This is a genomic window from Sorangium sp. So ce363, assembly GCF_051520435.1.
Lineage (GTDB): Bacteria > Myxococcota_A > Polyangia > Polyangiales > Polyangiaceae > Sorangium > Sorangium cellulosum_B.
In genome coordinates, this window is record NZ_CP150333.1 from 9,388,099 (window position 1) to 9,406,836 (window position 18,738).

Here is an 18,738-nt window from a genome sequence, read left to right on the forward strand (position 1 = left end):
CCTTCTGGAGCTCCGCCTTGTCGGAGTCCCCACCTTCATCACAAGCCGGGCTCCGCGTGTAGGTGAAAGAAGCCCGATCGCTCCGCGAGGAAGTCTGCGCGTCGAACGTCTCGGGCAGCGTCGCCGGCGTCAGGTAGCGAGGTCGTGCGGGCAGTGGAGGCCGTCCGGACGGGCCTTCAGCGGCGCCTCGTCGTGCCGCGGGCACACGTCGCCCTCCGCGCGTTGGTCTGACCCTTGGTGTTGTCGCGGTAGGCTACGCGGCGTCCCCGAGCGCCTTTTGGCGCAGGACGGTGCTCTTCCAGTACGGCGGTCCCCGGTTGGATGAGCGCGCTGGGACGTCGGTGGGCTCGCCGAGCGCGGAGAGGAAGCGGGCGATGTTCCTGGCGGGACGATTCCGCGGGGGCGAACCGTCGCGATCCGTCGCATTTCCGGGGATTCTGCGAGAGCGTGACGACGGATCGCACCCACTCGGGAGGCATGGGCCCAACCCGGGCCCAACCGCCGAGCCGTGGGCCCGGGGAGCTCGCGACGGTCGATCCGTCGCCTCGAGCCGCCGTGGTTGCGTCGCTCGCCGGCACCCTGAGCCGCGCCGTAGCCCTCAGGGATGAGGAGGCGGCCCGGGTGGTTCACGATGCGATCGGGCGGTTGCTCGGTCTGCCGGCGATACCGGAGGGGCGAGCGCGCTCGCGCCCGTAGGTGAGCCTGCCGGCGTGTTGACGGTCACGATGGTTCGCGCCACGCTCGAGCCCAGGCGAGGTCTGAGGTAGGCTTCCCCGCCCATGAGCCTGCTGCTCTCGATGACCTCTTGCCCCAACTGCGGCGCGCCGCTCTCCGTCGAGCCGGGGTTGCGCAACGTCATCTGCATCTTCTGCAACACGAGTCTCTTCGTCGAGCGGCCCGCCACCGGCGCCGCCGTCGCGCAAATCAGGGCGCAGAGCGTCTCGAAGGACGACATCGAGCGCGTCAAGCAGCTGCTCGTCGACGGCAAGCGCGACGAGGCCATTGCCCACTATGCGCGGGCAGCGTCCGTGTCCAGAGACGAAGCCGAGCGGGCCGTGGAGAGCGTGTTCCTCTCGGCCTACTGGACGCTCGTCCGTCACTTGCCGATCAACGGCTTCGGCTTCTTCCTCTACGCGGTCTTCGTCTTCGGGGGCGCCGGGATCGCCGCCTGGGCCGCAACACAGGCAGTCGAGTCGCCGGCGTACCTGGCGCTCGTCGCGGCGGGGGGCCTCTTCGCGATTCTACAGCTCGCGCGGTTCCTGCGGCACCTCGCCTCCACCCTGGTCGCATCGTTCGGCTCCCTCGGCCGCGGGCGCGTCCTCCGTTGCTCGGTGGTGCGGGAGTTCGTGAAGCAAAATGGCTTCCTCGTCGTGGTCGTCTTCGAGGTCGTCCCCGACGACGGCAGTCCGGCCTTCGTCGACCAGGAGACCCTCCTCGCCGGCGAGGAGTCTCTCCGGAAGCTCTCGCCGGGCAACGTCGTCCGCGTGCGCTTCGATGGCGCTCGCAAGCGCGTCTTCCCGACCACCCCCGTCACCGTGCTGGCGACGGGGATCTGACGCGGGGCGATCGCCGAAGAGCCGCACGGGGTACGGGCGCGGCCTGCTGCCCGCCTGTCAGCTTGAGCGCGGAAGGTCGCCGCTGAACGAACGCTGTACCGCTATCCCCTACAACCGAGCGAGTCGGCCATCTTCGAGCAGCACCCAGGGGGCTGATGCCGAGTACGCCTCGACCCCGGCTACCGGCAAGCCCGCTCGGTGTGCGCCCCAGCGCCACGATAGCTCATGGTGGCGAATTCGCTCACAACACGGTCAGCTAACATCTTGATTTTTTGTGGGATTCCCTCACGCGAGCGAACTCGCACAGGGGTCTCTGTGTCAACCAGCGCGTGCAGGGTGGCGGTACGGTGGGACCGGTGATGCCGCGAGCCCTTCACCGCGGGCGACGCGGCGGCGGAGGGCGCCCTGTTGGGCCACACCGGAGCCACCCTCGGCGGCGAAACAGGCGTAATCTATCGAAGTCGCTTCTGTTTCCGGCGACCACTCGTGATCGACTGATTATTCTGGCGGGACGATTCCGCGGGGGCGAACCGTCGCGATCCGGTGCTTTGCCCGGGATTTCAGGGAGGCGTGACGACGGATCGCAGCCCGTCGGTGGGGGTGGGCCCAACCCGGGCCCAACGAATAGGCGTTTGCGGGACTGCGCCGGGACCTTGCCGCCGCTGCTGCTCAGGCGCAGTCCCGCAAACGCCTATTCGTTGTCTACACCACGCTGAGCGGGCCCAAGACGACGGGCGAGCTCTGCGCCCATTTCGTCGACTGGGATCGCTGCACGGTGATGCAGCACCTCGGCGTGCTGGAGAAGGCCGAGCTCGTGATCATCAAGCGGGAGGGACGCCATCGCTGGAACTACCTGAACGTGCTCCCCATCAAGCGGATCCACGACCGGTGGATCAGCCCCTACGCCACCGCCGCGGTCGATCTCCTCGATCGGCTGAAGCGCGATCTGGAGACGTGACGCGGGAGGCCCCGCGTCACGACGGCGGGACGACGGCGGTGGCGGGCGTAACCACCACCTTCCCCCGCGCGCGACGGCTCTCCAGATAGCGGACCGCCTCCGGTACCCCGCTCAAGGGATAACGCCGATCGAGCACCGGCCTGACCGTGCCCGCTTCGATCAGCTTCGTCAGGGCGATGAGATCGGCGGCGCTCGGACGCGACGCGTGCGCCTTCATCGCCTTCGACCCGGACCATCGCCCCAGGAGCGCGACCCGCAGAAACGCCCCCGTGGTTCCTCCGACGAGCACGTACGTGCCGCCATCGCGGAGCACGCGCCGGTAGTCCGAGACGGATCGGTAAGCCGCCGCGTCCACGATCAGGTCGTACTCGTGCCCGCTCCGGGTGACGTCCGCGCGCGTGTAGTCGACGACGTGATCGGCGCCCAGCGACCGCACCAGATCGAGGTTCCTGGTGCTGCACACCCCTGTCACCTCCGCGTTCAGGGCCTTCGCGATCTGGACAGCGAACGTCCCCACCCCTCCGGAGGCGCCGTTGACGAGCACCCGCTGCCCGGCCCGAGCCCGCCCGCAGTCGCGGAGCGCCTGGAGCGCAGCCAACGCCGCCAAGGGGACGGCCGCAGCTTCCTCGAAGCTCACGTTCGACGGCTTCGGGGCCAGCGCCTGCTCCGACGTGCAGACGTATTCCGCAAAGCCTCCCCACCCGTGAGCGGACAGATCCCCGAACACCTCGTCGCCCACCCGGAACCGGGTCACGTTCTTCCCCACCGCCTCCACCCGACCGGCGATGTCGGCGCCGGGCACCCGGTGCTTCGGCGCGAAGAGCCCGAAGCCAAGAAACCGAAGGAAGAACGGATCCGCCCGCATCATGTGCCAGTCGGCCGCGTTCACCGACGCGGCCTCGATCCGCACGAGCACACCGTCGTCCCTGAGCGCGGGCATGGGGATCTCCTCAAGCCGCAGGTTGTCCGCCGAACCGTATTCGTACTGAACAATCGCCTTCATCGCATTCTCCCGGGGCGAGCCCCTTCGCCGCCCGCTGCGATGGTGGTTCCGGAGGCCGCGCACCGCCGCTCCACGCAGGAGCCTTTCAGCTCCCAGCGGGAGGACCGTGCCTCGAGCCGGCCCCTGGCAGCGCCTACCCCTCGTGGCGGTGCTCCCCGCGCGCCCCCTCGCCGTCCGCGGCAGCGAGCGTCGCCCCCAGGGCGCTCAGCCCACCGTCGACGGGGGCACGCCGAACCGCTTGCGGAACGCGGCCGCGAACTTGCTCGGGTTCTCGTACCCCACCCGCTGCGCCACCTCGGTCACGTTGCACGCCCGCTGGCGCAACAGGCGATGGGCCTCTTCCAGCCGGTGGTTCCGGAGGTACGCGAAGACCGGCGCGCCGAAGAGCGTGCGGAACCCCGCCTTGAGCTTCACCTCGTTCAGCCCGGCGTGCCGGGCGAGCTCCGGGAGCGTCGGCGGGTCCACCATGCGCGCCAGCAGGGCGTGCCGCGCCCGCTCGAGCCGCGCGATGTCGTGCTGCGAGAGGAGCGGCGACGCTGCGCGCTCGCTCTCCTCCAGCTGATCGACCATGGCCGCCATCAGCTCGAGCCCCTTGGCCTCCAGGTAGAGCTGCCGGGAGAGACCCCTGGCGTCGCAGCCCAGGATCTCGTCGAGCAGCCGGTACAGGGTCGGCGACATGGCGTGCGTCGCGCGCGGGTAACCCCCGGTGTGGGCCACGATCCGCTCGAGGGGCGCAGGCAGGACCTGCGAGCCTAGGAGCTCGCGGAGCCGCCATGCGTCGATGGTGAGGCAGAGGCTGTCCTGATCCTGACCGAGGGCCGACTCGTCCCATTCGCACACGAGCTTCAGCGGCCTCTTCACCTGGCCGATGCGGAATGTCCCGCCCCCGAGGAGAAAGCCGTCTCCCTCGCTGCTCCTCACCCGCATGTGGGGTCCCCGCGACAGGACGAACTCCAGCCCCATCGGCGCGTGGTCGATGACCATCCCCGACGCCCACGCCCACCGGCACCGGGTGGCGGAGAGGGAGATGCCGGAGCGCAGCGTGGAGGCGCTGATGAGGCCCGTGTTGCCCTGCAGGTCCCAGCGCACCTGGCGCTCGAACGGGGTGGGCGTCTCGATGGGCGCGGCGCCCTGGAGGATCCCCGCCGCGAACGTCTCGAGATCGCGCTCGCTTCCCTCGATCCTCATCGCCTCCATGCGGACGTTTTAGCACGCGCCGCGCCCGGCTGGCCGCCGGCGAGGGACCAGCTCACCCTCGGTCCTCGGTCCTCGGGCGATGCGCTGACACGTCGCGACCGCGTGGGCGCCCGGGCGCTCACGGGGGAGCCTGCCGGTGCTGGATGGCGTGCTCGGCCGCCATCGTATACCGGCGGTTCTCGGCCTCGTCGGGATCGAGCCCGAGCTCGCCATAGAGATACGCCATGGCCAGCGCCCCGCAGGCTGTGGAGTGAAGGCGGCCCCTTAGATGCATAGATAAATTATTGATATAGCGTCGTTTTCCCAGGAGGGCCGGATCGCATAGGGTTCTCTATGTCAACCAACGCGTGCAGCGTGGCCGTACGGTGGGACCGGTGATGCCGCGGGCCCTTCACCGCGGGCGACGCGACGGCAGAGGGCGCGCCGTTGGGCCACACCGGAGCCGCCTTCGGCGGCGAAACAGGCGGAAGCTACGAAAATCGCTACTGTTCCCGGCCGCCGCTCGTCATCGACCGGTGTTTCTGGCGGGATTTCTGACACGCGGAGCTAGCCGAGCGCCCCCGAGGCGGCCGCGGGGCGGAGGCCCTCGATCAGGGCCGCGCGATAGCGGTGTCGCGCCGCGGAGAGGCGCAGCGCCTCGCCCTCGTCCGCGAGCGACGCCGCGGCCATCGCGGCGTGACCCAGACGCAGGAGCGTGTAGGCGAGGAGATACGCAGGCAGGCGCCGCTCCGGATCATCGCCGGAGCGACGCCGATACCGCTCCAGGAAGGCGCGCCGGGCGCCTCGCGGCATCCGCCACTCGACGATGGCGCCGGCGAGATCCCAGGCGATGTCCGTGGGGCCAGGGAGGAAGTGATCGTCGCCGTGCCCGCAGGCGTCCACCTTGACCAGCTCGCCCGCGGCGGGCCTGCGCCACTCGTGGGGATCCATCCTGCCATCGACGATCACCGGACGCGCGAGCTCCAGGTGGAGCTCACCCGGGAGCTCCCTCCGCATCTCCAGCGAGAAATTGGTGCGTGCCATCGCAATGAGCTCGTCGGCCGCAGGGCTCGGCACAGGGAAGGCCGAGGCGCGAAAGGCGCAGTAGTCGGCGAGGCGCTCGAGCTCCGCTGCGGACAGGTCATCGGCCTGGAGCGGGCGGCCAGGGAGCCAAGGATACGAGCAGAATCCCTGGCCCTCGTCGCGCGGCTCCGGCCCAAAGCCGGCCCGGAAGACGCCGTGTGCCCGCTCCAGACACTCCGCCCCGTAGCGGCCCATCCCTTCGAACTTGAGGATCCGGCGTTCGTCCCGGGAAAGGTATTTGAGACGCTCCATGGACGTCCAGGAGGGCGGCCAGCGCGATTCGTCCTCATAGCAGCGGCGGCGCCACGCCCCGGCGCCGATGGGCTCGCCCGCGTCGCCGGGGAGCTGCGCCCCGCCCTCGGCGCGCTCCGAGCGGAAGGACCGCCAGCGGCGCGCGCCTTCCGGCGCGACGAGCGCGTCGGGATCGGGCGCGCGGGAGCCGAGGAAAACGATGCTGGCGCGCGGGACGCCCGCGCGGACCAGGGCGTCTCCGGCGGCGAGGAACGAGGAGCCGCTGAGGCCCGGCCCCTCGTCGACGACCCAGAACCGCGCTCCCTCGGCGATGCCGTCCTCGACCCAGCGGATCTGCCCGGCGTCGAGCTCGACGCGGCGGTCGTAGGGGTGACCTGATGGGCGCACGGTGGTGCGGCCGGCCCGGATCCCCTGCCCGCGGAGCGCCGCGGCCGTCACCGCGCTCAGCGTCGTGCCGATGCTGCGGATACCGACGACCCGGACCGGCGCCGGCGGGGACGCGAGCCGCTCGGCCAGCCGGGCGAAATCGAGCGGGTGGAGCCCGTAGAACGAGAACCCCTCGGGCGGCGACGTCGAGACGATCGCCGGGACCTCGACGGCCGTGAGGGCCTCGGGCGTGGCCAGACGTCTGGCCGTCCGTGGCCAGACGTCTTGCTGTCCGTGGCCAGATGTCCGGCCGCCCGCGATCGCGAGCGCGCCCGCGCCGTCACCGCGGATCAGCGCGGCGGCGAGATCGTCGGTAAGCTGCGCCAGCGCCGAGGCGCTCTCCGCGCCGGCGTCGGCGAGGAGGGACTCGAGCTCGCCAGCGCGGATCAAGGCGCTGAGCACGAGGTCGCAAGGGCGCTCCGCGCCTCCGGGGCCGGCGATCGCCCGGAGGTCGCCCGCGAGCTCGTCGACGAGCCGCCGCCCCGGGACGTCGCGGCGGCCGCTGCGGAACACGTACATGCGGTATCCGGAGCTGTCGTCCATGGCGGGCTCCACGCCTCACCGCTGCGCGACGCGCGACCCGCGCCGCTCGCGGGCCTTCCCAGCGGTAACGTCATGGAACCGGCTCGTCAAGCCATCGGCCTCGTGCGTGGAGGGGAGCGACGGGCCTGACTCGGTCGTGGCTGGGGGCGGCAGCGCGAGCGGCTCCGGCGCCATCGCCGTCGATAACTTCGCTCAGCGCGGGCCGCCGGCCGCGAAGGCAAAATCGATGTGCACGTGCTCGTCGTGCCGCCACCACACCGGGCCGCGGGGGATCGCCCCTGCGAGCGAGCCCAGCTTGCGGCCCGCGGGGCTCGCGAGCAGCAGCGGCACGTACTCCGGCGCGAGGATGATCCGCTGGATCCGGAGCTTCCTGGCCCTGGCCTTCTCGTCCAGCGCCGACAGGAGCCGCGCGAGATCGTCGAAATCGATCGTCAGCTCGCCCCACCGGCCCTGTGCGTCGAACTCGAGGCCATAACCGAGCTTGTTCCAGGGATAGGTCGACACATCCGCGGGCCGCCCCGCGCCGTCGCGCAGCGGGACGAAGATATCGACGCTGAGCCCGTTCTGGTGCGTGCGGTGCGGCCAGAACGGGCCGCCATCGCGGTGGCCCGTCTCCCCCACGACGAAGCGCCGCCCTGGCCTGGCGGCCGCGCACGCGGCGAACGCCTCCTCCAGCGCATCGCGAACCGCGCCGTGCACGTATTGGCGCCCGAGGCTGGCGCCCAGGTAGGAGTAGGTCACATGGCCGGGCCCCGAGGGGCGGAGCGGGTGCCCGCGCAGCAGCCGGCCGCGCGCGGGACTGCCAGCGCTCTCGGACGGCGCCGCGCCGTCGAGCCAGACGCGGCCGTGCGCCACGACGAGGGGCGCGACGAGCAGGAGACCGGCGGCGACCGCGAGTCGCTTCCACGCCCGACGGGACGCGCTCGTCGCTCGCGGAGCCACAGCGGGCGGCGCGCCCCGAAGGACCTGGAGGAGCTTCACCCCGGCCGGCCTCCTGGAAGATCGATCACGTCGTTCAAGCGAGAAGCGAACCATCAAGCGCGCCAAGAGGAGTTCTAACTTCTGGCGTTCTGGTGCCTCGGCAGCTGACCATTCGGCGTCTTTCAAGCAGTATCAACCGATTTGTGGGATCGGGAGGTCATCGCGCCCCAAAGAGACGCGACCGACCGACCGCGCGCCCCCGCCCTGTGCAAGACTGCGCGCCGATGCCGTACGACCATCTCCTCGGGCGCGTGGTGACCCTGCCGGTGCGGCGGTTCGGCCCGCCGGGCGCCTTCCTTTCGGCCGATCCAGACGACTTTCGCCCGGACGCGCCGGTGCTCCTCTTGCCGCGCAGCGAGGTGCCCGAGGGCGCCAGGGAGGGGGACGAGCTCGAGGTCTTCGTGTACCTCGACTCGGAGGATCGCCCCATCGCCACCACGCGCCGGCCGAAGGTCATGCTGGGCGAGGTCGCCTTCCTGGCGGTCACCGACGTCGCGCCCTTCGGCGCCTTCGTCGACTGGGGCCTGCCCAAGGAGCTGCTCGTCCCCTGCGCGGAGCAGACCCGCGACCCGCTGGTCGGCCAGCGGCACCCGGTGGGGCTGCTCGTGGACAGGACCGGCCGCCTCGCGGGGACGATGCGCGTGAGCGAGATGCTGCGCGACCAGGGCGAGTTCGATCTCGACGAGTGGGTCGAGGGTGAGGCGTGGCGCAACGAGCCGGGGATCGGCCTCTTCGTCATCGTCGAGCGCAGGTTCGTCGGCCTGCTCCCCGCCGACGAGCCGCACGCGCTCTCCCGCGGCCAGGCGGCGCGGTTCCGCGTGACGAGCGTGCTGCCCGACGGGAGGATCGAGCTCTCGCTCCGCGGTCACGCGCACGAGGAGGTCGAGAGCGACGCGCAGGAGATCCTCGCGCGGCTCTCGCGCCCGGGCGCGCCGAGGGTCGGCGATCGCTCGAGCCCGGAGGAGATCCGGGCGCTCTTCGGCCTGAGCAAGAAGGCGTTCAAGCGGGCCGTCGGCCGCCTGCTGAAGGAGCGCGCCGTGGCGATCGACGGCGAGGGGTTCCTCGTCAAGAACGCGCGCTGAGCCGGGCGGAACGGGCGGAGCGGGCGGAACGATACGAGGCGCCCCGCGGCGGACGCCGTGTGCGGAGCGTCGTGCGGGCGACGGCTACCTGTCCCTCGCGCACCGGGCGCCAAGGCCGTAGTAGCGCTCGGCGGGTTTGCCGGGGAGGCGATGGGATGTCGTGAGGTTCTCGATATCGTCGTCGAAGCATCCGCCGCGCATGACGCGCTCGGAGCCGGCGGTCAGGTTCGCGCAGTTGTCGCAGAGGTCGCAGCGCTGCGATGAGATCGGGTACTCGTCGCTGTACCCGTCCAGCGTCCACTCCCACAGGCTCCCTGCCAGGTCCGCCTGCCCCCACTTTCCATCCCCGGAGGTCGCCTCGTCACCGCTCGATCTGGATCCGACTGGCAGGAGATCGGCGATCGTGCAGGGACGGCCCGACGCTTCCGTGTACCCGTAGCAGCCGAAGACCGCACGGTCCTCGTCGGCCGTATCGCCCCACGGATAGCTTCGCTCCTCGTCGCCGCCCACCGCCGCGTAGCTCCACTCGGCCTCTGTCGGCAATCGCCCGCCGTCCCACGCACAGAAGGCCATCGCCTCGTGCCAGGTGATGCAGTTCATGGGGCGGCGCTCGTCGTCGTCCGATTCAACCGTGTCGCTCCACGTCGAGCAGCGCGCCCCGATAGCGCTGCACGTGTCGCGATCGGGAGGGGTGCACTTCCTCAGCTCCACCATCAGCGTCTCCGTGTCCGGCTGGAGGAACTGCACGAAGCTGTCCTTCCACCCGCTGCCAGGAAGCGCCGGGTGCTCCCCGGCGCCGGCCTCGGGAGGGCTCTCCCGCGTTCCTTTCCCCGCCTCGACGAACTCGCGGAACCGGCCAACCGTGATCTCGTAGGTATCCAGCCAGAAGTCGTTCACGATCGCCCGCCTCTGCTCGGCTGAGCCCGTCGCGTCTTCATAGCTCCTCGTGTACGCGCCGCCGTCCACCAGCCGGCTGTCGCAGCAGCTGATCCCGTCCGGTCCGCACCGCGTCGCCATGGTCAGGCAACTCGGGGCCATCGACGAGATTGGGCCGCCCCCTGCGCCCGCGCCGCTGCCGCCGTCGCCGTTCAGCCCGCATCCCCCCGCCTCACCGCCGCTCCCGGCCGCCGCGCCCTCTCCGCCGCTCCCGGACGCTGCACCCTCACCGCCGCTCCCGGCCGCCGCGCCCTCACCGCCGTTCCCGGCCGCCGCCCCCTCACCGCTGCTCCCGGCCGCCGCGCCGCCGCCGCTCCCGGCCGCCGCGCCCTCACCGCCGCCGGGCTTATACCGCTCCCAGTCCGCGCCGATGAGGTCCGAGCATCCGGCGGCGACGAGCGCTCCCACCCCGCCGATCCAACCAGCTTTCGCCCAGGTTCCACCCATGACCCGACAGCGTCACCCCCTTCGTTCACCGCTGTCAAGCCGCTCCCGGCCGGCCGCCTGCGTCGAGGGATCCCCTCGCCGCAGCTCGGCCGGCGGCCGCGACGCGAGGGCTACTCGAGCAGGCTGCGCAGCATCCAGGCGGTCTTCTCGTGGACCTGCAGGCGCTGGGTGATCAGATCGCAGGTGGGCTGATCGTTGGCGTTCTCGGCCACGGGGAAGAGCTCACGCGCCGTGCGCGCGACCGTCTCGTGGCCCTCGACGAGGCGCTTGATCATGTCCGTGGCCTTGGGGACGCCGTCGTCCTCCTTGATGGTCGAGAGCGCGACGAACTGCTTGTAGGTCCCCGGCGCGGGGAGGCCGAGGGCCCGGATGCGCTCGGCGACCAGGTCCACGGCGAGCGCCAGCTCGTTGTACTGCTGTTCGAACATGAGGTGGAGCGTCTGGAACATGGGCCCCGTGACGTTCCAGTGGAAGTTGTGGGTCTTCAGATAGAGCGTGTACGTGTCAGCGAGGACGCGTCCCAGCCCCGCGCCGATCAGCTCGCGGTTCTTGGCGTCGATTCCGATATTGATCTCCATAGGACTCCTCTCGTGTCGTGTGCTCTCAGGCTTCGCCGATGCTGCGCATCGACATCACATCGATCGGGCGCAGGCCGAGCAGCGCATACGACTGCTCCCAGCGCTGGTCCGCCGCCACGTCGAACAGGATCCGCTCGTCGAGCGCCACGGGCAGCCACGCGCCCGCGGCGATCTCTCGCTCGAGCTGGCCGGGCCCCCAGCCGCTGTAACCGAGGAGCACCGTCCTGCGCCGCGGGTCGGCGGCGGCCGTGCCGCGCACCGCGTCGGCCGCGAGCGTGTCGAACGCGCTGCGGGACGACGTGACCCGCACCCGGGAGCCCACCGGGATCACGCCCGTCTCCTCGGCCCCGAGCGCCGGATCGAGGCACAGGATCCACCCCGAGCTCGGCTGGACCGGCCCGCCGAGGTAAACCGGCGCCGGGTCCTTCAGGTCGTTGCCATAACCCGCGAACGACAGGAGCTCCCCCAGCGTCATCGGCGCCGGCCTGTTCACCACGAACCCCAGCGCCCCGCCCTCGCTGTGCACCGCGAGGAGCACGACCGTCCGGTCGAAGTTCGGATCACCGAGCGGCGGCGACGCGATGAGGAACCCTGGGGCCAGCACGCTCGCTTCGCTGTTCATCGGCGATCCTCCCTCGCAACGGTCAACCGGTCACTGCGTCCCGCACGAACCCGTCCGCCGCGGCGGGGGCTGGACGGGGAGTCGCCCCCACCTTACTCCCGTGTGCCGTGACAGGCGATTGGGATCTCCCTCCAGCGCCGGCGAGGCGGGTATAGTGGCGCCATGTACACCGTCGGCGTCCGCGATCACATCATGGTGGCCCACAGCCTCAAGGGCGTGCAGTTCGGCCCTGCGCAGCGCCTGCACGGCGCGACGTACACGGTCAGCGTGGAGGTGGAGCGCGAGGAGCTCTCGCCCCTCGGCCAGGTGGTCGAGACGAGCGCGCTGCGGGACAGCCTGCGCGCCGTGCTCGCCGAGATCGACTACCGGAACCTCGACGAGCACCCCGCGTTCGAGGGCAAGCGCTCGACGCCGGAGCTCATCGCGCGCTACATCCACCGCGAGCTCGGCCGCAAGCTCCCGGTGAGCGCCGGCAGCGCCCTCACGATCACGCTGAACGAGTCCCCCCTCGTCTGGGTGCGCTACCGCGCGCCGCTCCGGGGCGCCTCGGTCATGCCGACCGAGCTGGCCTGAGCGCCGGCCGTCTCCGCTTGGCACGCGGCCCTGCCCGCGGCAAAAGAGCGCGCCGATGACCGAGCCGGTCCGCACAGCGCCGATCGTCCTGAGCTTCCAGGGCGGCACCCTCCGCATCGAAGGCCTCGCCCCGCGCCCGGCGCTCGAGGCGGCGCCTGCGCTCGACAGCAGCGCGCTGCCATCGAACGCAGACGAGCGCGCGGACGAGCCCGACGGCGGCGACGCCGGCGATCCCGCCGAGGGCGCGCCGCTCGACCCCGCGTGCCTGCCCGCGTCCTGCCGCTGGGACGCGCGGGAGCGCGTCTACCGCGTGCCGGCGATCGACTACGCCGAGCTCGTCCTGAGGCTCCGCGCCCGCGGCGTCCCGTTCACCGACGCCGCCCGCAAGTACGAGGCGCTCCCGCTCGCGCCGCTCGCCAAGCACGACCCGTTCCCCTACCAGCGCGAGGCGCTCGACGCCTGGGCCGGGCGGCGCAGCCGGGGCGTGGTCGTGCTCCCGACGGGCGCGGGCAAGACGTTCGTCGCGACGCTCGCGATCGCCGCGCGGCAGCGCAGCGCGCTCGTGGTCGTCCCTACCCTGGATCTCCTGAACCAGTGGTACGACGGGCTCTCCGCCGCGTTCGGCGTCCCGATCGGCCTGCTCGGCGGCGGTTACCACGACGTCCTCGACCTGACGGTGACCACGTACGACTCCGCGCACGCCCACATGGACCGGCTCGGCGCCCGGTTCGGCCTCGTGATCTTCGACGAGTGCCACCACCTGCCGAGCCCGTCGTACGCGCTCGCCGCGAAGATGTGCCTCGCGCCCTTCCGCCTCGGCCTCACCGCCACGCCCGAGCGCGCCGACGGACGGGGCTACGACGACCTCATCGGCCCGATCGTCTTCCGCCGGGAGATCACCGAGCTCTCCGGGCAGTACCTCGCGGCCTACGACGTCGTCCGGCTCGAGGTGCCGCTCTCGGACGACGAGCGCGCCGCGTACGAGGCGGCGCGCGCCGTGTACATCGGCTTTCTGCGCGCGAACGGCATCCGCATGCCCGAGGGGTGGGGCCAGTTCATCCTGCTGAGCTCGCAGTCCGACGCCGGCCGCCGCGCCTTCGAGGCGTACCGCCGCCAGCGCAGCCTCGCGCTGTGCGCGCCCGGCAAGATCGACGTCCTCGCCCGGCTGCTCCACGCCCACCGCGCCGATCGCACCCTGGTCTTCACCGAGGACAACGCCACGGTCTACCAGATCTCGCGGCAGTTCCTGCTGCCGGCCATCACCCACCAGACCAAGGTGAAGGAGCGCAGCGCCATCCTCGACGCCTTCAACCGCGGCGCGCTGTCGGCGGTGGTCACCTCGAAGGTGCTGAACGAGGGGGTCAACGTGCCCGAGGCGAACGTGGCGATTGTCCTGTCGGGCAGCGGCTCGGTGCGGGAGCACGTCCAGCGGCTCGGCCGCATCCTGCGCCGGAGCGAGAACAAGACGGCGATCCTCTACGAGCTCGTGGCCCTCGGCACGAGCGAGCAGCGGGTGAGCGACAAGCGCCGGGAGCACATTGCTTACCAGTGACCTCGTCCGCGTCCGCCGCCGGGGCGGGATGGTCGTGCCGCAGTACCTCCGCGGGGCGGCCGCCGAGCGCCTGCTGCCGGTCGCGCGGGCGTACCTCGACATCCTCTCGCAGCGCGTCGGTGAGCGCCGCGACGACGTCGAGGCCGCGCTCGACGCCATCGAGGTGCCCGCGCGGGATCGCGTGGCCTCGCTCGGCCTGAGGAAGGTGCTCGAGGACGGCTGCGAGTACGAGGTGCAGGAGGGCGTCGATCCCGAGGCGCTCCGGCGCGAGCTGTTCCACGCGGCGGCGGCGGCGCACCGCGCCCTCGACGTCCGCGCCCGCTTCGACCGAGCCGCCGTGCTCGACGAGGTGGCCGCCCGGCTCGGCACGACGCCCGCCGCGATCGAGGCGGGCCTCTACGCCGACCTGCGCGGCGCCGAGATCCTCCGGCGCGCGGCCGCGGACGCGCCCGAGATCCTGCTGGATCGGTACAACCTGGCGCTGGCGCAGTCGATCCTCCTCCGGGCGACGCAGGTGACGATCCGCATCGAGGGGGAGAGCGCCCAGCGCTACCGGCGGATCTTCCGGGCGGCGCGCTTTCACGGGCTCATCCACGTGGTCCAGGGCGATCCGGTCTCCGGCTACACGATCGCGCTCGACGGCCCGTTCAGCCTGTTCGACGCGGTGCAGCGGTATGGCTTGCGGCTCGCGATGTTCCTGCCGTCGGTGCTCTCGTGCGCCTCGTTCCGGCTGCGCGCCGACCTGCGCTGGGGGCGCGACAAGGAGCCGCTCGCTGTCGAGATCGGCCCGGCGGACGGCCTCCTGTACCACGGGCGCGAGCTCGCGGAGACGACGCCCGAGCTGGACGCGTTCTGCGAGGGGTTCAGGAAGCTCGGGTCGCCCTGGACCGTGTCGCCGAACGAGCGGCTGTTCGCGCTGCCCGGAGAGGTGGTGTGCGTCCCTGACCTTGTGTTCCTGAACGCGGAGACCGGGGAGGAGGTGTACCTCGAGGCGTTCGGGTTCTGGAGCCGGGACGCGGTGTGGCGGCGCGTCGAGCTGATCCGGAAGGGGTTTCCGGCGAGGATCCTGCTCGCGGTCGGCAAGCAGCTCCGCGTGAGCGAGGAGGTGCTGGGCGACGACGAGGCCGGGGAAATCTATGTCTACCGGGCGACGATGTCGCCGAGGGCGGTGCTGGCGCGGCTGGACGGGAAGCGCGGGGGGGCGTGAGCCGCTGCGGAGGGCAATCTGGCGTCCGCGACGCCCGCGGCGCTCACGGCTCCACGGTCGCGTACGCCGGCGTCCACGCCCGCTTCCCGTCCGGCCGCGTGATCCGCGCCCGCACGTAGCGCTCCCCGCCGCGGAGCCGGTACGTCGCCCGCCCCGCCGTGGGCTGCTGCCGCTCCAGCACGCGCCCGCCCCGCCCGACGAACTCGACCACCGCGCCCGCCGCCACCGGCCAGATTGAGAACGCGTCCCCGGCGATCGCGATCCTCCGCAGCCTCGCCCCGGACGACGCGTAGAGCCGTCCCCCGGCGAGCGCGCTGCAGATCGCGGCGCGCGACGCCTCCCGCGAGAAGACCTCGATGAACCCGCGGCCGGGCCCCGCGGGCGGCGCGCCCGACCCGGCCGTGAGCTGGTGCAGATCGTCCACCGCGACGCCGACGATCCCCCCTCCCGCGGCGCCGCGCACCGTCAGCACCGCATCCCACAGCGCCTCGTGCGACGGGCGCGTCGCGTCGCCGTCCGTGTACACGTACGGGTGCCCGCTGTGGATCTCCAGGAGCTCCGCCGCAGGCGCCGCCAGGAGGTCGCCGGCGGATAACGACCAGTCGAAATTCGGATGGTTGATGAGCGCCACGCCCCCCTCCGCCCGCACACGCCCGATCGCCCACTTCAGCGCCTCCCCCTTGGTCAGGAAGGCGCCCCCGCCGATCGTCGCCCGCGTGCAGAGCGCGTTCACGTGCACGGGCTTCCCCTCTGCCCACATCGTGACCTCTTCGCCGGGGATCACGGCGAAATTCGACGCCGACGAGGGATCCTGGAACATCGCAGGATCGACGCGCTGGTTGTGGTCTGTCAGCGCCACGAAGGAATACCCGTTCTCGCGGTACCAGCGGACGACGTCGCGCGGCTCGCTGTCCCCATCGCTCAGGGACGTGTGGGTGTGGATGTTCCCGCGCTGGAACACCTCCACGTCGAGCGCCCTCTCGAAGCGCGGGCGGCCCGGCTGTCCGTCCCCTCCGTGAGCAGAGCGCGAGACGAGCGAGGCGCGCTCCGCCCTGCCGGCGAGCGCGAGGAGCGCCGCTGCGCCGATGAACAGGAGAGCACTCCAGCGTCCGCGCATGTTCATTGCAATGACATGGAGAGTATACAGAACGCCAGGGCCGCGACCAATTCGCGGAGCTCGCGCCCACACCTCTGCCGCCGCGCGTTACCTCTCCCGCTCTCCGGCGCGCGCCCGCCTCCTCTTCAATTTTTAATTACCCCGGTGCACCGGCGTCCGGCGGCATACTGCGCCCGTGACGCCCCCCCTCCTCGCGCTCGTCATGATCGTCAAGGACGAAGCCCCCTCCATCCGCGAGACCCTCGCCTCGGCCAGGCCCCACGTCGACCGGTTCACCCTCCTCGACACCGGCTCCACCGACGGCACACAGGCCCTCGCGCGCTCCGCCATGGCGGGCGTCCCCGGCGATCTCGTCGAGGAGCCCTTCGTCGACTTCGGCGCGACGCGCAGCCGCGCCCTCGACCTCGCGGGCGACGCGGCCGTGTTCACCCTCATGCTGAGCGGCGACGAGCGCCTCGTCGCGGGTGACGCGCTCCGTCGCTTCTGCGAGGAGCGCCGCGACGCGTCGGGCCCGGGGCACGGCGCCTACCACGTCCGCGTGCACTACGGCGATTCCGTCTACGACTCCGCCCGGCTCGCCCGCGCCTCGGCCGGGTGGCGCTACGTCGGCGCCACCCACGAGGTGCTCTCCAAGGAGGGCGAGCCGCCCCCCTCGATCCGCGTCCCCGACGCCCACATCGTCCACGACCTCTCTCGCCGCGACGCCGCCGCCCAGACCCGGAGGTGGCAGCGCGACCTGGAGCTGCTCTCCGCTGCGCTGGCCCGATCCCCCCGCGACGGCCGCACCGCCTTCTACCTCGCGCAGACGCTGGAGTGCCTCGGCCGGCACGCGGAGGCGTTCGAGGCCTACGAGCGGCGCGCCGCGCTCGGCGGCTGGCAGGAGGAGGTCTACGAATCGCTGTTCCGCATGGCGCGCACCGCCGCCGCGCTCGGGCGCCCCTGGCCGGAGGTGCAGCAGCGCTACCTCGACGCCCACGCCCACAGCCCGCACCGCGCCGAGCCGCTCTTCGCCGTCGCCTGGCACTGGTACGGGCAGCGGTGCTGGCCGCTCACCTACCTGTTCGCCTCCCGCGGCGCCGCCCTCCCCTTCCCCGCCCAGGCCACCCTCTTCGTGGACGCCGAGGTCTACGAGCACAAGCTGCTCGACCTCGTCGCCACCAGCGCGTTCCACGTCGGCGAGCTCGCCGCCGGCGAGGCGGCGCTGCGCAAGGCCCTCGCCCGCCGCCCCGGCGATCCGCGCCTGCTCGGGAACCTCGCGTTCTACGCGCCCGCGAAGAAGCGCTGACGCGCCGCGCTCGCCGCCGCTCAGGCGCCGCCGTCGTCCTTCCTGATCCAGCCCTTGCGGCGATAGTACGTGAGCAGCCCGACGACGCTCGCCAGCATCAGGCACCATACGAGCGGATAGCCGTAATACCAGTCGAGCTCCGGCATGTTGTACGGCGAGCTCTCGTGGTGGAAGTTCATCCCGTAGATGCCTGCAATGGCGGTGACCGGGAGGAAGATCGTCGAGATGATCGTGAGCACCTTCATGATCTCGTTCATCCGGTTCGACATCCCGGAGAGGTGGAGATCCATGAGGCCCGAGCTGAGCTCGCGGTAGGTCTCGACCATGTCCATCAGCTGCACCGCGTGATCGTACGTGTCGCGCAGGTAGAGCCGCGTGTCCTTGGCGATGATCGGGTTGTCCTCGCGGAGCAGCGCGTTGACGAGATCGCGCTGCGGCCAGATCGCCCGCCGGAGCGTGAGCAGATCCCGCTTCAGGTCGTGGATCGGCTTCGACATCCGGCGCTTCGCGTCGATCACCTCGACCTCCAGGTCCTCGATGTGCTCGCCGAGCCGCTCGAGCACCGGGAAGAAGCCGTCGACCACCGCGTCGAGCAGCGCGTACGCCAGGTAATCGGCGCCCCGCTCCCGGATCGAGCCCCGGCCGGTGCGGATTCGCTCCCGCACGGCCTCCATGACGTCCCAGTCGGCCTCTTCCTGCACCGTCAGGACGAAGCTCTTGCCGACCAGGATGGCCAGCTGCTCGGTGCGCAGCACGCAGCGCTCGTTGACCTGCGCCATCCGCGCGATGATGAGCACGTGCTCGCCCCCGTAGACGTCCGCCTTCGGCCGCTGGGGCACGTTGACCATGTCCTCCAGCGCGAGCGGGTGGACACGGAAGATCTCGCCCAGCCGCTCGAAGGTCGCCTTGTGCCCGAGCCCCCGGACATCGACCCACGTGATGGAGGGCCGGTCGTCCGTGAGGTAGGGGATGCACTCGTCGACGCTCTGGATCTCCTTCTCGGACACGACCTCGGCGTCGTAGTCGATGACGAAGATCTTCGGCCGCCGCGTGTCCTCGATGACCAGCGTCCCGGGCGGCGACGCCGGCGGCGGCTCGTGCATGAGCCGGTCGCGCCTGGGCCGCAGCGTCGTCCGGTCGAGGTCGGCCCTCTCCTGGACCCAGGCGGCGTGCGGTTGCGGCACGCTGCTGCGCCGCGACTCGGGGGGTAGGGTGGTGCTCGTCACGGGGGCGTGATGGTAGACCAAGATCGCGCGGCATCGAGCACGGGATGACGCGCAGGATGACGTGCGCTCTCGCGCTCGCTCCGCGGCGCCGGGTGGCGTATGCTGATCGGGCCGCGGAGGGGAGTTGCTGGTCGG

The 18,738-nt window shown here is 71.6% G+C and carries 16 protein-coding genes; 7 read left to right on the forward strand and 9 right to left on the reverse strand.

Annotated features, from left to right (window positions below; translation table 11 throughout):
* The first annotated feature begins 779 nt into the window (after window positions 1-779).
* Both WMF12_RS35355 and WMF12_RS35360 read left to right on the forward strand, forming a co-directional pair.
* Window positions 780-1,556: a hypothetical protein gene (locus WMF12_RS35355; protein WP_437852390.1), complete on the forward strand. Its 777-nt coding sequence runs from the start codon at window positions 780-782 to the stop codon at window positions 1,554-1,556.
* Window positions 1,557-2,196: 640 nt separating this feature from the next.
* Window positions 2,197-2,514 carry an ArsR/SmtB family transcription factor gene (locus WMF12_RS35360; protein WP_437873924.1) on the forward strand — a complete coding sequence of 106 codons (318 nt, stop codon included), beginning with the start codon at window positions 2,197-2,199 and terminating at the stop codon, window positions 2,512-2,514.
* A gap of 16 nt (window positions 2,515-2,530) precedes the next feature.
* On the opposite strand, the gene WMF12_RS35365 is transcribed toward WMF12_RS35360, so the two are convergent.
* The 4 genes from WMF12_RS35365 to WMF12_RS35380 all read right to left on the reverse strand — a co-directional run bounded on the left by WMF12_RS35365 (window position 2,531) and on the right by WMF12_RS35380 (window position 7,978).
* Entirely contained in the window at window positions 2,531-3,517 is a 987-nt protein-coding gene (locus WMF12_RS35365; RefSeq protein ID WP_437298591.1) for an NAD(P)-dependent alcohol dehydrogenase, read from the reverse strand.
* A gap of 204 nt (window positions 3,518-3,721) precedes the next feature.
* Window positions 3,722-4,714: a helix-turn-helix transcriptional regulator gene (locus WMF12_RS35370; protein WP_437852391.1), complete on the reverse strand. Its 993-nt coding sequence runs from the start codon at window positions 4,712-4,714 to the stop codon at window positions 3,722-3,724.
* Between the two features lie 546 nt (window positions 4,715-5,260).
* Window positions 5,261-6,997 (reverse strand): hypothetical protein, encoded by a 1,737-nt coding sequence (locus tag WMF12_RS35375; RefSeq protein ID WP_437852392.1) that lies wholly within the window; start codon window positions 6,995-6,997, stop codon window positions 5,261-5,263.
* 192 nt (window positions 6,998-7,189) lie between these two features.
* Complete coding sequence (locus tag WMF12_RS35380; RefSeq protein WP_437852393.1) at window positions 7,190-7,978, reverse strand: penicillin-insensitive murein endopeptidase; 789 nt, start codon at window positions 7,976-7,978, stop codon at window positions 7,190-7,192.
* 224 nt (window positions 7,979-8,202) lie between these two features.
* Between WMF12_RS35380 and WMF12_RS35385 the strand changes: the two genes are divergently transcribed.
* On the forward strand, window positions 8,203-9,060 hold the full coding sequence (locus WMF12_RS35385; protein ID WP_437852394.1) for a CvfB family protein: 858 nt from the start codon (window positions 8,203-8,205) through the stop codon (window positions 9,058-9,060).
* 84 nt (window positions 9,061-9,144) lie between these two features.
* On the opposite strand, the gene WMF12_RS35390 is transcribed toward WMF12_RS35385, so the two are convergent.
* From WMF12_RS35390 to WMF12_RS35400, 3 genes are all read right to left on the reverse strand, one after another.
* Entirely contained in the window at window positions 9,145-10,404 is a 1,260-nt protein-coding gene (locus tag WMF12_RS35390; RefSeq protein WP_437852395.1) for a formylglycine-generating enzyme family protein, read from the reverse strand.
* 149 nt (window positions 10,405-10,553) lie between these two features.
* Entirely contained in the window at window positions 10,554-11,021 is a 468-nt protein-coding gene (locus WMF12_RS35395; RefSeq protein WP_157907930.1) for a Dps family protein, read from the reverse strand.
* 25 nt (window positions 11,022-11,046) lie between these two features.
* Window positions 11,047-11,643, reverse strand: a complete 597-nt coding sequence (locus tag WMF12_RS35400; protein WP_437852396.1) for a YqgE/AlgH family protein — start codon at window positions 11,641-11,643, stop codon at window positions 11,047-11,049.
* A 162-nt stretch (window positions 11,644-11,805) separates the two neighbouring features.
* Between WMF12_RS35400 and WMF12_RS35405 the strand changes: the two genes are divergently transcribed.
* From WMF12_RS35405 to WMF12_RS35415, 3 genes are read left to right on the forward strand one after another with little or no spacing between them, the layout of a single operon-like run.
* Window positions 11,806-12,216, forward strand: a complete 411-nt coding sequence (locus WMF12_RS35405; protein WP_012239418.1) for a 6-pyruvoyl trahydropterin synthase family protein — start codon at window positions 11,806-11,808, stop codon at window positions 12,214-12,216.
* Window positions 12,217-12,271: 55 nt separating this feature from the next.
* Entirely contained in the window at window positions 12,272-13,768 is a 1,497-nt protein-coding gene (locus WMF12_RS35410) for a DEAD/DEAH box helicase (protein WP_437852397.1), read from the forward strand.
* The gene (locus tag WMF12_RS35415) at window positions 13,755-14,975 is read left to right on the forward strand and encodes a DUF790 family protein (RefSeq protein ID WP_272095807.1); all 1,221 of its coding nucleotides are present in this window, start codon (window positions 13,755-13,757) and stop codon (window positions 14,973-14,975) included. Before WMF12_RS35410 ends, WMF12_RS35415 begins: the two co-directional genes overlap by 14 nt.
* Window positions 14,976-15,018: 43 nt before the next feature.
* On the opposite strand, the gene WMF12_RS35420 is transcribed toward WMF12_RS35415, so the two are convergent.
* Window positions 15,019-16,092 (reverse strand): PHP domain-containing protein, encoded by a 1,074-nt coding sequence (locus tag WMF12_RS35420; protein ID WP_437852398.1) that lies wholly within the window; start codon window positions 16,090-16,092, stop codon window positions 15,019-15,021.
* A 175-nt stretch (window positions 16,093-16,267) separates the two neighbouring features.
* Between WMF12_RS35420 and WMF12_RS35425 the strand changes: the two genes are divergently transcribed.
* The gene (locus tag WMF12_RS35425; RefSeq protein ID WP_437852399.1) at window positions 16,268-17,377 is read left to right on the forward strand and encodes a hypothetical protein; all 1,110 of its coding nucleotides are present in this window, start codon (window positions 16,268-16,270) and stop codon (window positions 17,375-17,377) included.
* Between the two features lie 20 nt (window positions 17,378-17,397).
* Here WMF12_RS35425 and corA read toward each other — a convergent pair whose 3' ends face one another.
* The gene (gene corA / locus WMF12_RS35430) at window positions 17,398-18,603 is read right to left on the reverse strand and encodes a magnesium/cobalt transporter CorA (RefSeq protein WP_437852400.1); all 1,206 of its coding nucleotides are present in this window, start codon (window positions 18,601-18,603) and stop codon (window positions 17,398-17,400) included.
* Window positions 18,604-18,738: the final 135 nt, after the last annotated feature.

Bases quoted from the DNA above. Each gene is read 5' to 3' on its own strand.
- WMF12_RS35355 (WP_437852390.1), top strand. From the start codon at position 780: ATGAGCCTGCTGCTCTCGATGACCTCTTGCCCCAACTGCGGCGCGCCG.
- WMF12_RS35365 (WP_437298591.1), bottom strand. From the start codon at position 3,517: ATGAAGGCGATTGTTCAGTACGAATACGGTTCGGCGGACAACCTGCGG.
- WMF12_RS35370 (WP_437852391.1), bottom strand. From the start codon at position 4,714: ATGGAGGCGATGAGGATCGAGGGAAGCGAGCGCGATCTCGAGACGTTC.
- WMF12_RS35375 (WP_437852392.1), bottom strand. From the start codon at position 6,997: ATGGACGACAGCTCCGGATACCGCATGTACGTGTTCCGCAGCGGCCGC.
- WMF12_RS35385 (WP_437852394.1), top strand. From the start codon at position 8,203: ATGCCGTACGACCATCTCCTCGGGCGCGTGGTGACCCTGCCGGTGCGG.
- WMF12_RS35395 (WP_157907930.1), bottom strand. From the start codon at position 11,021: ATGGAGATCAATATCGGAATCGACGCCAAGAACCGCGAGCTGATCGGC.
- WMF12_RS35400 (WP_437852396.1), bottom strand. From the start codon at position 11,643: ATGAACAGCGAAGCGAGCGTGCTGGCCCCAGGGTTCCTCATCGCGTCG.
- WMF12_RS35405 (WP_012239418.1), top strand. From the start codon at position 11,806: ATGTACACCGTCGGCGTCCGCGATCACATCATGGTGGCCCACAGCCTC.
- WMF12_RS35410 (WP_437852397.1), top strand. From the start codon at position 12,272: ATGACCGAGCCGGTCCGCACAGCGCCGATCGTCCTGAGCTTCCAGGGC.
- WMF12_RS35420 (WP_437852398.1), bottom strand. From the start codon at position 16,092: ATGCGCGGACGCTGGAGTGCTCTCCTGTTCATCGGCGCAGCGGCGCTC.